At 70.7% G+C, this 13,298-nt stretch carries 13 protein-coding genes; 8 read left to right on the top strand and 5 right to left on the bottom strand.

Features of this window, described 5'->3' with window-relative positions:
• Window positions 1–188 precede the first annotated feature (188 nt).
• Both NQK81_RS45085 and NQK81_RS45080 read right to left on the bottom strand, forming a co-directional pair.
• Entirely contained in the window at window positions 189–1,664 is a 1,476-nt protein-coding gene (locus tag NQK81_RS45085; protein WP_257486405.1) for a sugar ABC transporter ATP-binding protein, read from the bottom strand.
• A gap of 2 nt (window positions 1,665–1,666) precedes the next feature.
• Entirely contained in the window at window positions 1,667–2,734 is a 1,068-nt protein-coding gene (locus NQK81_RS45080) for an ABC transporter substrate-binding protein (protein ID WP_126735091.1), read from the bottom strand.
• A gap of 161 nt (window positions 2,735–2,895) precedes the next feature.
• On the opposite strand from NQK81_RS45080, the gene NQK81_RS45075 reads away from it, so the two are divergent.
• From NQK81_RS45075 to NQK81_RS45055, 5 genes are all read left to right on the top strand, one after another.
• Window positions 2,896–3,894 (top strand): LacI family DNA-binding transcriptional regulator, encoded by a 999-nt coding sequence (locus tag NQK81_RS45075; RefSeq protein WP_034318806.1) that lies wholly within the window; start codon window positions 2,896–2,898, stop codon window positions 3,892–3,894.
• Window positions 3,895–4,089: 195 nt separating this feature from the next.
• Window positions 4,090–5,193: a sensor histidine kinase gene (locus tag NQK81_RS45070; protein WP_257486404.1), complete on the top strand. Its 1,104-nt coding sequence runs from the start codon at window positions 4,090–4,092 to the stop codon at window positions 5,191–5,193.
• A complete protein-coding gene (locus tag NQK81_RS45065; protein ID WP_257486403.1) occupies window positions 5,190–5,831 on the top strand; it encodes a response regulator in 642 nt (213 codons plus the stop codon). The genes NQK81_RS45070 and NQK81_RS45065 overlap by 4 nt, the downstream gene beginning before the upstream one ends.
• A 144-nt stretch (window positions 5,832–5,975) precedes the next feature.
• Window positions 5,976–6,374 carry a hypothetical protein gene (locus NQK81_RS45060; protein WP_257486402.1) on the top strand — a complete coding sequence of 133 codons (399 nt, stop codon included), beginning with the start codon at window positions 5,976–5,978 and terminating at the stop codon, window positions 6,372–6,374.
• A 2-nt stretch (window positions 6,375–6,376) separates the two neighbouring features.
• Complete coding sequence (locus tag NQK81_RS45055; protein ID WP_257486401.1) at window positions 6,377–7,744, top strand: DJ-1/PfpI family protein; 1,368 nt, start codon at window positions 6,377–6,379, stop codon at window positions 7,742–7,744.
• On the opposite strand, the gene NQK81_RS45050 is transcribed toward NQK81_RS45055, so the two are convergent.
• Genes NQK81_RS45050 through NQK81_RS45040 form a run of 3 tightly spaced genes read right to left on the bottom strand, consistent with a single transcriptional unit; the run spans window position 7,680 to window position 9,995 of the window.
• The gene (locus NQK81_RS45050; protein WP_126735085.1) at window positions 7,680–8,039 is read right to left on the bottom strand and encodes an antibiotic biosynthesis monooxygenase family protein; all 360 of its coding nucleotides are present in this window, start codon (window positions 8,037–8,039) and stop codon (window positions 7,680–7,682) included. The genes NQK81_RS45055 and NQK81_RS45050 overlap by 65 nt on opposite strands.
• 58 nt (window positions 8,040–8,097) lie before the next feature.
• Window positions 8,098–8,748, bottom strand: coding sequence for a response regulator (locus NQK81_RS45045; protein ID WP_257486400.1), 651 nt, complete (start codon window positions 8,746–8,748; stop codon window positions 8,098–8,100).
• Complete coding sequence (locus NQK81_RS45040; protein WP_257486399.1) at window positions 8,745–9,995, bottom strand: sensor histidine kinase; 1,251 nt, start codon at window positions 9,993–9,995, stop codon at window positions 8,745–8,747. The genes NQK81_RS45045 and NQK81_RS45040 overlap by 4 nt, the downstream gene beginning before the upstream one ends.
• A gap of 120 nt (window positions 9,996–10,115) precedes the next feature.
• On the opposite strand from NQK81_RS45040, the gene NQK81_RS45035 reads away from it, so the two are divergent.
• The 3 genes from NQK81_RS45035 (at window position 10,116) to NQK81_RS45025 (ending at window position 13,271) form a co-directional block, all read left to right on the top strand.
• Window positions 10,116–10,889 (top strand): ABC transporter ATP-binding protein, encoded by a 774-nt coding sequence (locus NQK81_RS45035; RefSeq protein ID WP_257486398.1) that lies wholly within the window; start codon window positions 10,116–10,118, stop codon window positions 10,887–10,889.
• Window positions 10,874–12,442: a hypothetical protein gene (locus NQK81_RS45030; protein WP_257486397.1), complete on the top strand. Its 1,569-nt coding sequence runs from the start codon at window positions 10,874–10,876 to the stop codon at window positions 12,440–12,442. Before NQK81_RS45035 ends, NQK81_RS45030 begins: the two co-directional genes overlap by 16 nt.
• A 61-nt stretch (window positions 12,443–12,503) precedes the next feature.
• Window positions 12,504–13,271, top strand: a complete 768-nt coding sequence (locus NQK81_RS45025) for a DUF1206 domain-containing protein (protein WP_257486396.1) — start codon at window positions 12,504–12,506, stop codon at window positions 13,269–13,271.
• The last annotated feature ends 27 nt before the right edge of the window (window positions 13,272–13,298 follow it).

The raw sequence follows: 13,298 nt of genomic DNA, 5'->3' as shown, positions 1-13,298 counted from the left end.
ATCCTCTGTTCGTTGCCGGGTGCTAGTGGTTGCCATCGGAAGTCCTTCGGGGGTATTCGGCGGATCCAGGTTTCCGCTGGGCGTGCGGCCGCGAGGGCCTCGTACCGGGTTGTACTCGGGTCTCGCGGCCGTGCGTCCAGCGGGAAGCTGGGCCGTCGAGACCTCCGGAGGACTTCCGATGGTGACCACTAGTCATCCGCGCCTCCCGAAGCGATCGCGGCCAGCACGTGGTCCTGGGTCAGCTGCTCCCCCGCCAGTTCCCCGACCACCGCGCCGTCCTTGAGCACGATCAGCCGGTCGGCGCCGTCGAGGAGTTCGTCCATCTCCGACGAGATCAGCAGGACGGCGAGCCCGTCCTTCGCGAGTTCGTCGATGAGCGCCTGCACCTCCGCCTTCGCGCCGACGTCGATCCCCCGGGTCGGCTCGTCGAGCAGCAGCACCTTCGGTTCGGTGCAGAGCCACCGGGCGAGCAGCACCTTCTGCTGATTCCCGCCGGAGAGCTCCGCGACCTTCTGGTCCGGGCTGGACACCTTGATCCGCAGGCGTTTCACGAACGTGTCGACGATCCTGTCCTGCTTCGCCCGGCTGACCAGGCCGAACCGCGACAGCTTCGGCAACGCGGCGAGCACGATGTTCTCCCGTACCGACAGATGCGGGATGATGCCCTCGGTCTTGCGGTCTTCGGCGAGCATGCTGACGCCCGCGCGCATCGCGGCCGCCACGTTCCCTTGCGGGACTTGCCTTCCGCCGACGAGGACGGTGCCACCGGACAACGGCAGATCGCCGACGATCGCCCGCGCGGTCTCGGTCCGGCCGGAGCCGAGCAGGCCCGCGAGGCCGACGATCTCGCCGGGCCTGATCTCCACCGAGACGCCGCTGAGCCGGTTGCCGCTGGTGAGGTCCTCCGCGCGCAGCACCGGCTCCCGGCCGGCCTCGTGGTCGCCCTCGAACGCCGTCGCGCCGTGGGAGCGGATGTCGCCCACACTGCGGCCGAGCATCATCGACACCAGTTCCAGCCGCGGCAGGTCGGCGAGCGGTCCGGTGTGGACCCGCTTGCCGTCCCGCAGCACCGTCACGCGTTCGCAGATCCGGTACAGCTCGTCCATCCGATGGCTGACGTACACGATCGCGATCCCGCGTTCGTGCAGCCTGCCGATGACCTCGAACAGCGTCTCGACCTCACGTGGCTCCAGCGAGGACGTCGGCTCGTCCATGATCACGACGTCGGCGTCGACCGACACCGCGCGGGCCAGCGCCACCATCTGCTGCGCGCCGACCCCGAGTGTCCCGAGTGGACGGCGGACGTCGGCGTCGATGCCGTAGTCCTTCAGCAGCGCCGCCGCGTCGGCGTTCATCCGCGCCCAGTCCACCAGCCCGAACCGCTTCCGCGGCTCGCGGCCGAGGTACACGTTGCTCGCCACGCTCATCAGCGGGATGAGATTGACCTCCTGGTAGATCGTGGAGATCGCGCCCCGCGCGTGGATCGTGCCGGAATCCGGCCTGTGCACGCCGGTGAGCACCTTGATCAGCGTCGACTTCCCGGCGCCGTTCTCGCCCACCAGCGCGTGCACCTCGCCCGGCCGCAGCGCGAACGACACGTCGTCGAGCGCGCGCACCCCGGCGAACGTCTTCGTCACGCCTTCGACCTCGAGAACCGGTTCCATCGTCAGTACGCGTTCCCGAGCTTCTGGGCCGCGTTCGCCGAGTCGTACTGGTCGTCGGAGATCACCACGGTCGGCGGGATCTCCTTACCGGCGGCGAAGTCCTGCAGCGTGGAGAAGGCGAGCGGGCCGAAGCGCGGGTTGGACTCGATCACCGCGTTGTAGCTGCCGTCGGCGATGAGCTGGACGGCGTTGCGGGTGCCGTCGATCGAGACGATCTTGACGTCCTTGCCCGGCGTCTTGCCCGCGGCCTTGAGCGCGGTGACCGCGCCGATGCCCATCTCGTCGTTCTCGGCGTAGACGGCGGTGATCTCGGGGTTGCTCTGGATGAGCTGCTCCATCACCGCCTGGCCCTTCGACCGGTCGAACTCGCCGGTCTGCTCGGCGACGATCTGGATCCCCGTGGTGGCGGCGATCTCGTCCTTGAAGCCCTTGGTGCGGTCGGTGGTCACGTTGTTGCCGGACGCGCCGAGCAGGATCGCGACCTTGCCGGTGCCGCCCGTGGCCTTCACCATCTCCTGCGCGGCGCGCTTGCCCTGCTCGACGAAGTTGGAGCCGATGAAGGTCAGGTAGTCGGTGCACGGCTGCGAGGTCACCTTGCGGTCGATCGTGACGACCGGGACCTTCTTGGCCTTCGCCGCGTCGAGGGCGGGCTGGAGGCCGTCGGAGTTCAGCGGGGCGACGATGAGCAGCTGCGCGCCACGGTCCAGCAACGACTTGATGTCGCTGACCTGCTTGTTGAGGTCGCTCTGCGCGTTGGTGATCAGGAGTTTGTCCGCCGGGACGCCGAGTTTCGTCGCTTCGTCCTTGATGGACTGCGTCTCGGCGATGCGGAACGGGTTCGCCTCCTTCTCCGACTGGGAGAAGCCGATGACCGCGTTCTTCACGTCCACCTGCGGGTAACCGGTCTTCTCGCGGGCGCATCCCGGCCCCGCGGCCTGGCTCGGCGCCGCCGAGGCGGCCGGGCCCGCCCCCGACGGGGCGGATTGCTGGTTCTCGCGGCTGGTGCAGGCCGTCAGCGCGAGCGCGAGGCCGGTCACCAGGAGCAGGGTGCGGCGGATGGGCAGGGACATCGATCGCTCCTCGGGGAAGTCGAGCACACGGATCTGCGGTGACCCATGTCACTCATAGGGACGATGCCAGATTTACATCGTTGGTACAACGTTGTAAATCCGCCGTTCGCGCGGCTAGGCTGTGCCGGATCTGTGCCGGAGCACTGCAGAGGGGAGCGAGGGTGGCCACGCTCAAGGACGTCGCCAAGCTTGCGGGCGTCTCGGTCAAGACCGTGTCGAACGTGGTCAACGGCTACGACTTCGTCAAGCCGGAGAACCGCAAGCGCGTCGAGGAGGCACTGGCGTCGACCGGATACCGGCCCAACCTCGGTGCCCGGAACCTCCGCCGCGGCCGCACCGGGTTCCTCGGGCTGATGCTGCCCGAGCTGAGTATCCCGTACTTCGGTGAGCTGGCGGGTCTCGTCCTGCAAGCGGCGCAGGAACACGAGTGGAACGTCCTGATCGAACAGACCCTCGGCACCAGGGAACGGGAGCGCAACGCCCTGTCCGCGCTGGGCCCGCATCTGATCGACGGCGCGATCATCAGCCCGGAAGCGTTGCACACCAACGACTTCGAGGATCTGGCGCCGGGCGTGCCGCTGGTGATGCTCGGCGAGCACGTCGTCGACGTCCCGATCGACCACGTCGGCATCGACAACGTCCAGGCCGCCCGGATCGCGGTGCGGCACCTGATCTCGCTCGGCCGCCGCCGGATCGCCGCGATCGGTGCGCATCCGCAACGCCACACCGCCGCGCAACGACTGGAGGGCTACCACTCCGCGCTCGAAGAAGCCGGTCTCACGCCCATTCCCGAGCTGGTCCTGCCCGCCCTGCGCTACCACCGCGCCAACGGCGCCGAGGCGATGGCGCATCTGCTCGCGTTGCCGGAACCGCCCGACGCGGTCTTCTGTTTCAACGACCTTCTCGCCATCGGCGCTCTTCGTGCCGCGGCCGAACGCGGCGTCCAGGTGCCGTCGGACATGGCGATCGTCGGCTTCGACAACAACGAGGAGAGCGCGTACAGCCTGCCTTCGCTCACGACGATCGCGCCGGACAAGGCGGCGATCGCGCGGGCCGCGGTCGATCTGCTGCGGCGGCGTATCGCCGGCGGGAGCGACCTGGAACCGGAAGACGTCCAGACGCCGTTCTCGCTGGAGATCCGGAACAGCACCATCGCTTGACCCCCCCGGGGCCGAGTGAGGTTGCGAAAGCCACTTTCGCAACGTTGAAGGTTGTGAAAGTGGCTTTCGCAACGGGCCCTTCCGCCGCCTACCCGGAAGCCAGCACCCTCACTTCGGCGCCGGTTTCGACTGTCGCGAGCCCCGCGGAGCCCGCATTCAGAGGACGAAACGCGGGACTCGTGGCATGGTGTGTCCGTGAACCGGGCCCTGGCCGTGCTGACCCTCGTCGCGTACGTGACGTTGCCGCTCGGCTCGGCCAAATACGAAACGCTCGTGCTGCCGACGCTCCTCGCCGGGCTGGTCTACGCGGCGATCGCGATCGCCGGCTTCCCCTGGGTGCAGAAGCACGGGCGCGCGTGGGCGATCGCGTACGTCTGCGTTCAGTTACCGCTCGGCTTCACCCTGTTCTCGCTTTCGGGCGCAGCTGTCGGCGCCGTCCTGCTTCTCGTGGTCCTCGTCTGCCACACCGTGTTGCTGCTGCCGCTGCCGGTGGCCTTCGGGGTCGCGGTGGTGATCCCGTTGATCCACCTGCCGATGGCGCCGCTGGACGGGCTCCGCGAGGGGCTCGGGACGCTGGCGGTCATGGTCTTCGCCGCCGTGGTTACCGAGCTGGTCGTCCGTGAGAAGCGGGCCCGGGAGGAACTGGCCGAGGCGCACGAACGTCTGCGCGACCAGGCCGCGCAGGCCGAACAACTCGCCACGATCCAGGAGCGCAACCGCGTCGCGCGCGACATCCACGACGGGCTCGGTCACCATCTCACCGTCGTCCAGATGATGCTGCAGGCCGCCCGCGCGGTGATCGGCACCGGCGACACGGAACGGGCCGACGGGATGCTCGCCAAGGCACAGGACCAGTCGCGGGAGGCACTGGCGGAGGTCCGCCGGTCGGTGTCGGCGTTGCGGGAGCCGCGTTCCGAACCGCTCACGGACGCCGTGCGGACACTGACCGAAGAGACTTCCGCGGCGGGCGTGCCGACCGGGTTCGAGGTCAAGGGAACTCCGAGGGACACCCGCGCCGACGTGGAGGAGTCGCTGTTCCGGGCGGCTCAGGAGGGACTGACCAACGTGCGCAAGCACGCGCGGGCCACCGCCGCGACCGTGGTACTCGACTACGCCGTCGCCGATCGAGTCCGGCTCGAGGTCCGCGACGACGGTATCGGGTTCACCGGAGATCCCCAGCCGGACAAGGGTTTCGGTCTCGTGGGACTGCGCGAGCGGGTCGCCGGGCTCGGCGGCAGTGTCTCGGTCGACTCCGCGGAAGGCCACGGCTCGACGCTCACCGTGGAGGTGCCGGGATGAGCGTCCGGGTGCTGATCGTCGACGACCAGGCGTTGTTCCGCGAAGCGTTGGCGACCCTGCTGGAGGTCCAGCCGGAGATCGACGTCGTCGGTGAGGCTGGCGACGGCGAGGAGGCCGTCCGGCTCTGCGCCGAACTCCGTCCCGACGTCGCGCTGATGGATCTGCGGATGCCGGTGTTGGACGGAATCGCCGCCACAGCCCGGCTTCGGGCCGAGCAACCGGACGTGCGCGTCCTGGCGTTGACGACGTTCGACGACGACGAGGACGTCTTCGCCGCGTTGCGCGCGGGCGCGGTCGGCTACCTGCTCAAGGACGTCTCGTCGACGCGGCTGGTCGAAGCGCTGGTCGCGGCCCAGCGGGGCGAATCGGTGCTGCAGCCGTCGGTCGCGGCGAAACTCGTCGCGCACGTGGCGCGGCTGCCCGCCGAGACACCCCGGCCGTCGACGACGCCGCTTTCGGATCGTGAACTGGAGGTCGTCCGGCTCCTGGCGGACGGCCGCAGCAACCGCGAGATCGCCAAGACGTTGTTCCTCGCCGAGGGCACCGTGAAGAACCTCGTGACGAGTGTCCTGTCCAAGCTCCAGGTGCGAGATCGCACCCAGGCGGCTCTGCGCGCGAAGGAACTCGGCCTGTTCTGAGCGGTGGGTCGTGACCGGATAGACGACACGCGTGACTGGACGGACGACACGGTCACATGACCTCGCGCATGACTTCCGGCACCTGCCCGCGTGACCCGCCCCGGCCGAACATTGCTCCCGTCGCACCGACCGAGGGAGCTGGAAATGAAGCACACGACCGAACCGAAGACCCGCAAGCAGGCCGTTCTGCACTTCGTCCGCCACGCCGTGGAAATGCTGATCGCGATGGTGGCCGGGATGATCGTGCTGGAACCGGTCTGGTCGTTCCTGTGGCCGGGTCTTGCCGGGAACGTGACCGCGAACGCGCTGGTCATGGCGACGAACATGTCGCTCGGCATGGCGCTGTGGATGCGGATCCGGCGCCACGGCTGGGCTTCGATCGCCGAGATGTCGGCCGCGATGTACGTGCCCTATCTGCTGTTCATGCCGTTCTTCTGGACCGGCCTGATCTCGGGATCGACGCTGATGACCGCAGGTCACGTGCTGATGGTGCCCGCGATGCTCGCCGCCATGCTCCGCCGCCGCGCCGAGTACGGGCTCTGACCATGCGATCCTTCCTGCGCGTCACGCTGACCGTGCTGGCGTTCACCGTCGCCGCCCTGGCCCTGCCGGTTACCTTCGGCGCGGTCACCCTCAACGCCAGCTTCGAAGACCGCTACACGCCGAGAAACGACGGCATCGTGCCGCGTCCCGCCCACCGGCCGCACGATCCCGCGAAACCGACCGCGGTGGTCGTGGTGGGCAACGAGGGCGCCGTCGTCTCCGACGCGCTCGCGCCCTACGAGGTCCTGGCCGCGTCCGGCGCGTTCAACGTCTACACCGTCGCGCCGGAGGTCCGGCCGGTCACGCTGACCGGCGGGCTCGACCTCATCCCGGACCTGGGTTTCGCCGACCTCGACAGGCTGCTCTCGTCCGCCGCGCCGGACGTCGTGGTGGTGCCCGCGTTGCCGGATCTCGGCGAGCCGACCACCCGGCCGGTGACCGAGTGGCTGATCCGGCAGTCGGCGCGGGGCTCGCTGCTCATGAGCGTCTGCAACGGTTCGGGCGTGCTCGCCACGGCCGGGCTCCTCGACGGGCGGAAGGCCACCGCGCACTGGATCCGCATCGACGGCTTCGACGACGAATTCCCCTCCGTGGACTGGATTCGCGGCAGGCGCTACGTCGACGACGGGAACATCCTGACCACGGCGGGGATCCTCTCCGGGATCGACGGGGCGCTCCGGCTCACCGAGCGCTTCGCCGGCACCGAGGCCGCGCGGAGGGCGGCGGAAGCCGTCGGCTGGGCCCACTACTCCCCCGGCTCCAGCCCGCCGATGGAGCAGAACAGCTTCGAAGCGGCGGACACCGTGGTCGGGTTCAACACCGCCTTCCGATGGGACAAGCCCAGGCTGGAAGTCCTGCTGACCACCGGGATCCGTGAGCTGGAACTGGCCGCGGTGTTCGACACTTACGGCCAGTCCCTCGCGGTCGAAACGCGAGCGGTCGGTCTCGACGGCACGCCGATCCGGTCCCGGCACGGCCTGACCTTCGCGCCGCGCGGGACCCCCACCACCGAGCTCGACCGGCTGATCGTGCCCGGCACCGACGCGGCCGCGAGTCACGCCGCCGACCGGTATTCCGGCCTCTCACCGGTGTACCTGCACGCCGAACCGGCATTCCCGTTCGACGCCGTCCTCGAAGACCTGGCCCGTACGACGGACGCCGCGACCACGCGATGGACGTCGAGGACGCTGGAGTACCGGCCCGCCCACCTCGCGCTCGACGGCGAAGCGTGGCCGAGGACGGTCACGCTCCGGCCGTTCGGGCTGGCCGCCCTCGGCTTGCTCGCGGCCTTCGGGATCCGCGCCGTCAGCCGGCGATTCGCGGGCCGGGGCCCGTCTCCCGCACGACGCGGTAGCGGGGATTCGCACTGACCAGCGACTCGACCTCGCCGGGCAGGCCGTCGAGCGCGGCTTGGATGGCCGCGAGCCGTCCCTCGGTATCCGACGTCTCCTCGAAATGCCGGTAGTCCGCTTCACTCGCCCAGCTGACGACGTTCACGACCCTCGTCCCGTCCACGCTCGCGTGGAAACGGGCCGAAACGTAACCCGGGTAGAACCGGACCCAGCGGTCCTGGATCTCCGCGAAGGCCTCGACCAACGCCGCCTGGGTCTCCGGTCCGTCGACCGCGTACTCGATGATCGAGTAGAAACCCTTGTCTTCGCCCATGTTCACTCCTTGACGCGATTCGGTGAACACCAGGCTTCACCCTCCACCGAACTGGAGATCAAGTCCGGCCCGCCTCGTGGGCGACGATCGCGAGCTGGATCCGGTTGGTCAGGTCGAGCCGGGTCAGCGCGCTGGAAACGGTCGCCTTGATGCTCGACCGGGAAAGATGCAGGCGTTCGGCGATCTCCGCGTTGCTCAGCCCCTCCGCGACGGCGTGCGCGACGTCACGTTCCCGCTCGGTCAGCAGCTCCATCCGGTCCCTCGCGGTTCCGCGATCCGGGCCCCGCCGCGCCGCCATCGCGATCACGGTCCGGGTCACCTCCGGCGACAGCACCGGTTCCCCGGCCGCCGCGCGCCGGACCGCCTCGACGATCTGCTCCGGCGGAGTGTGCTTCAGCAGGAACCCCGCCGCGCCCGCCCGTAAGGCCGCGAGCACGGTCTCGTCGGCGTCGAAGGTCGTCAGGATGACCACGGCGGGTGCGTGCTCGCCCGTCCGCCCGGCGAGCGCGGCGGTGGCGGCGATCCCGTCGAGCACCGGCATGCGGACGTCCATCAGCACGACGTCCGGCCGTAGCCGGGTCACGGCGCCAGCGACGTCGGCGCCGTCGGCCGCCTCACCCACGACCTCGACGTCGACCGCTCCGCCCAGCATGAGCCCGAGCCCGCCGCGCACGAGCGGATCGTCGTCGACCACCAGTACCTTGATCACGGCACACACGGTATCCGGGCCCGTACGCGGAACTTGCCGTCGCTGATCTCCCTGCTCAGCTCCCCGCCGTGCAGCGCGATCCGCTCGGCGAGCCCGATCAGTCCCGCGCCCGCGCCGGGGATCTCGCTGGTGGTGACGCCGATCGGCGCGGCGTTGGCCACCTGCACCAGCACCTCCCCCGTCGCCGATCCGCTCACCAGCACGTCGACGGCCGCGCCGGGGGCGTGTTTCCGCGCGTTCGTCAGTCCTTCTTGGACGATGCGGTAGATCGTGCACTGTAGCTGCGGCCGCAACTCCCCGAGTCCCTCGGCGAAAGCGGCCCGCACCTGCTGTCCGCTCTGGCGGGCTTCGTCGACCAGAGCGGGCAGCCGGGCCACCGTCGGCTGCGGCGCCTCTCGGCCGTCCTCGCCGTCGGGCCGCTGACGCAGCAGGTCGAGCACCTCGCGCAGTTCGTCCAGCGCCTGGTTGGCGTTGGACCGCACGACCGCCACGACGTCGCGGACTTCGGCCGCCGTGGGTTCCGGCGCGGCACCGCGTTCCGCCTGCGCCGTGCGGTATTCCAGCGCCCCGGCGTGCACCGCGAGCAGCGAGATCCGGTGTGCGAGGACGTCGTGCATCTCGCGCGCGATCCGCTGGCGTTCGGCCAGGCGGCTCTCCTCCAGTTCGCGGCTATGCGCCCGTCGCTCAGCGTCCGCGCGCATCCGCAACGCCAGCACGACCTGACGGCGGGCGCGCACGCCGATCCCGGCCGTCACCACGAGCGCGGCGCCAAGCACCAGGCTGATCAGCCAGGGCAGGGGTTGCGCTGCCACGCCGGGGAAGTACGCGTGGATGTACGGGACGCTGATCAGCACCGCCACCGACGTGATCGGGACCGCCGGCTTCCAGCCCCGGTGCAGGGCGAGGGAGAACAGCAGCAGGATCATCGCCGCCGCCGCGGTGTTCGCGAGCGCCCCGGCCGTCGCGGCCAGGACACCGCCCGTCACCGGGAACAGCCGTCGCCACCAGAGCGCCAGGCAGACGATCCCGCCAAGGACCGCGTCGGCCACCTGCGTCCAGCTCGGCAGCCCGAGCACGCCGGGAAGGACGAAATACCGGAACTCGAGGAACCAGACGAGGGCCGCGACCGCGAACATCGTCACGTCCACCGCCCAGTCGCGCGGCGTGCGCGTCCCGGACCACTCCCCCGGCTCGGCGGCACGGGCGAGCTCACCGGGCAGCATCCAGCGGTCCACCGTCACGGCCATCCTCGCAGTGTAGATACCGACAGACCGGACAAGTGGCCACGATCTTCCTGGCCACCCGGCCATCGAATCGGTCCCGTAGACCGAAGCGGCGCGCGTACCGCGGCGGTCAGGGTGGGCCCCATGCTGAGCGAACCGGCGCCCGCCCTGCGACTCGACGGGCTCACCAAGGCGTTTTCCGGGAAGACCGCCGCCGACCACGTGGGGCTCACGGTGCCGCCCGGGTCGCTGACCGGGCTGGTCGGCCCGAACGGCGCGGGCAAGACCACCTCGCTGGCGATGGCCGTCGGGTTGCTGCGCCCCGACTCGGGGAGCGCGCTGGTCCACGGCGTCGACGTCTGGGCCGAACCGGCCAGGGCGAAGGCCATGCTCGGCGTCCTGCCCGACGGCCTCGCCCTGCCCGAACGCCTGACCGGCGCCGAACTGCTGACCTACTGGGGGCTCCTCCGGGGCATGGACGCCGCCGTCGTCCGGTCGCGGGCGGCCGAACTGCTGCGGATCCTCGAACTCGAAGAGGCCGAGGAACGCGGGGTGCTCGTCATCGAGTACTCGACCGGGATGCGGAAGAAGATCGGGCTGGCGACGGCCCTGCTGCACGCGCCGAGGGTGCTCGTGCTCGACGAACCGTTCGAGGCCGTCGACCCGGTTTCGGCGCGGGTGCTGCGCGCGATGCTGCTGCGGTTCGTCGCGGCGGGCGGCTCGGTCGTCCTCTCGTCGCACGTGATGTCGCTGGTCGAGGACCTGTGCGATCGGGTGGCGATCATCGCGGACGGGAGTGTCGTGGCGAGCGGCACGCTTGCCGAGGTGCGCGGTGATTCGACCCTCGAAGACGTGTTCGTGCGGCTCGTCGGCGAGCGTTCGGTCGGAGCGGAGGACCTGGCGTGGTTGGCGACCTGATCCGGCTGAAACTCACGATCCAGCGGCATACGCCGAGCTGGAAACGAGTGCTCGGCCTGCTCGCCGGAGTGCTGGCGGCCGCGGCGACCTGGGCGGCCGTGTTCTTCGCGGAACCGGCCTCCCGCACCGACGTGCTGCTGCTCGTCCTGGCCTTCTGGACGGCGGGCTGGCTGGTCGGCCCCGTCCTCACCTCCGGCGCCGCGATGCTGCGCCCGGAATACTTCACCCTGCTGCCGCTCGCGCGGCGCGGGCTCGGCGCCGGGCTGCTGGCGTCCGCGTTCGCCGGAGTCGGCGGTGCCGTGACGACGATCGCGGCGCTGGCGTTGATCCCGTACGCCCTCGTCACGGCGACCGGCGGCACCGCGATCGCCTCGGTCGCCGTGGCCGTCGTGGGCGCGGTACTCCTGGTCGTGTTCCTGGTGGCGCTCTCCCGGACCGTTTACGCGTTGCTGGGCGCCGCGATGCGCACCCACCTCGGCGTGGAGCTCGCCGCGGTGCAGTACGGCCTGCTGTTGTCGTCGATGACGGCGGGCTGGGCCATCGTCCGGCCGGTACTGGAGTCGATCCCGGCGTTCCTGCGTGACGGTTTCGGTACCGTCCCCGCCCGTGCGGCGCTGGAGTGGACGCCGTTCGGGCTGCCGCTGCGCGCCGTCGGCGAGATGGCCGCGGGACGGCCGATACCCGCGCTGGGCTCGCTCGCGTTGCTCGCCGGTGCGGCGGCCGCCGTGGCGACGGCCGCGATCGTGTTGCTGACCCCACATGTCGGCGCCCGCACCGCGCGACGCCGTCGCCGCCCCCTCGGCAGCCGCGTGCTCACCCGCGCCCGGCTGCTCCCCGCGAGCCCGCTCGGCGCCGTCGTGGGCAAGGAACTCCGTACCTGGTGGCGAGATCCCTGGCGGAGCCTGGAGGTCCGTTCGGCCATCTGGTTCGGGGTGTTCATCGCGGTCTACGGCGCGATCGCAGGAGTACCCGAGATCGCCGGGCTCGCCGGTGCCGCCGTCGCGCTCACGGTGGCGCTCAGCGGCGCGAACCTCTACGGCCAGGACGGCACCGCGCTGTGGCAGCTCGTGGTGGCCGAGAGCCCGGCGACGGTGCGTGCCGACGTCCGCGGCCGCCAGATCGGCATCACCGTCCTCTTCGGACTGCCCGCCCTCGTCCTGTCCGCGGCGATGATGGCCGTGACGGGGATCTTCACCTACGCCGTGCCGATCCTCGCGGTGCTGATCGCGCTGCTCGGGGTCGGCTGCGGTACCGCGGTGGTGATGTCGGTGCTCGGCGCGACACCCGGCGTCGACCCGCACCGGCGCGTCAACGCCACCGATGCCGGCGAGAACACGGCCGGGATCTTCGCGGCGTTCCAGATCCAGCTGTGGGCGACCGCGCCGACGGCCGCGGCGCTGACCTTCGCCGGTGATGCGCTCCCGGCCTGGTTCGGGGCGGCGACGCTCGCGGTCGCCTCGGTCAACGCGGTGGCGGGCGCCTGGATCGGCGGTGCCCTCGCGACCCGCAGGCTGGCGGCACGGCTCCCCGAGACCTTCGCGAAACTGCGGTGAACCGGGCACGTTGCTCCGGCCGGGTCTGGCGGGCGGGCGTCCACTCGACAAGGATCGGCCGATGCGCGAGAGCAAGACGTTCGGCCTGATCGCCCGAGGCGGGCTCGTCTGCTACGCGATCGTGCACCTGCTCGTCGCCTGGCTCGCGGCGCAGGTCGCGCTCGGCGACAAGGCGAAGGCGGACAAGGCGGGCGCACTGCAGATGGTCGTCGCCGAGGGCGGCGCGTGGTTGCTGTGGCTGATCGCGGGCGGTCTCGCCGTCCTGGCGTTGTGGCAGCTCAGCGAGGCGATCACCGGACACCGGCACGTCAAGGCGCGGCGGCGGACCGTGCGCCGGATCGTCAGCGCCATCGAGGTCGTGCTGTACGGCCTCGTGTCCTACAGCGCGGTGAAGCTCGCCACCGCGGGCGCCGACGACGGGCAAGGTTCCCTCGTCGCCGGGATCCTCGCGGAGTCGTACGGGCCGGTCCTGGTCACCGCCGCCGGGATCGCCGTGGTCGCGGTGGCGGTGTTCCTCGCCCAGCGCGGATTCCGGAAGACGTTCGTGCGGGAGCTCGACTTCGGCGGCGCCTCCAGCCAGACCCGGACCACGACGATCCGGCTCGGGCAGATCGGCTGGATCGCGCTCTCCGCCGCGTACGGCACCATCGGCGTGCTGACGGTCGTCGCCGCGGTCACCTTCGATCCGGCCAAGGCGAGCGGCCTCGACGCCGCGCTGAAGACGCTGTCGGCCCAGCCGTACGGCGGCCCGATGCTCCTCGCGCTCGCGGCCGGTATCGCCGCGTTCGGCGCCTTCGCGCTGCTGGACGCGCGCTTCCGCAAGATCTGATCTGCCCGCCCGCCCGACCTGTGGCAC

It is taken from the genome of Amycolatopsis roodepoortensis, from assembly GCF_024628825.1.
Lineage (GTDB): Bacteria > Actinomycetota > Actinomycetes > Mycobacteriales > Pseudonocardiaceae > Amycolatopsis > Amycolatopsis roodepoortensis.
The sequence above is the reverse complement of the archived record's forward strand: the minus strand, read 5'-3'. Positions and strand labels throughout refer to the sequence as shown.

Coding starts and splice junctions, on each gene's coding strand:
- NQK81_RS45085 (WP_257486405.1), bottom strand. CDS start 1,664: ATGGAACCGGTTCTCGAGGTCGAAGGCGTGACGAAGACGTTCGCCGGG.
- NQK81_RS45080 (WP_126735091.1), bottom strand. CDS start 2,734: ATGTCCCTGCCCATCCGCCGCACCCTGCTCCTGGTGACCGGCCTCGCG.
- NQK81_RS45065 (WP_257486403.1), top strand. CDS start 5,190: ATGAGCGTCCGGGTGCTGATCGTCGACGACCAGGCGTTGTTCCGCGAA.
- NQK81_RS45060 (WP_257486402.1), top strand. CDS start 5,976: ATGAAGCACACGACCGAACCGAAGACCCGCAAGCAGGCCGTTCTGCAC.
- NQK81_RS45055 (WP_257486401.1), top strand. CDS start 6,377: ATGCGATCCTTCCTGCGCGTCACGCTGACCGTGCTGGCGTTCACCGTC.
- NQK81_RS45050 (WP_126735085.1), bottom strand. CDS start 8,039: ATGGGCGAAGACAAGGGTTTCTACTCGATCATCGAGTACGCGGTCGAC.
- NQK81_RS45040 (WP_257486399.1), bottom strand. CDS start 9,995: ATGGCCGTGACGGTGGACCGCTGGATGCTGCCCGGTGAGCTCGCCCGT.
- NQK81_RS45035 (WP_257486398.1), top strand. CDS start 10,116: ATGCTGAGCGAACCGGCGCCCGCCCTGCGACTCGACGGGCTCACCAAG.
- NQK81_RS45025 (WP_257486396.1), top strand. CDS start 12,504: ATGCGCGAGAGCAAGACGTTCGGCCTGATCGCCCGAGGCGGGCTCGTC.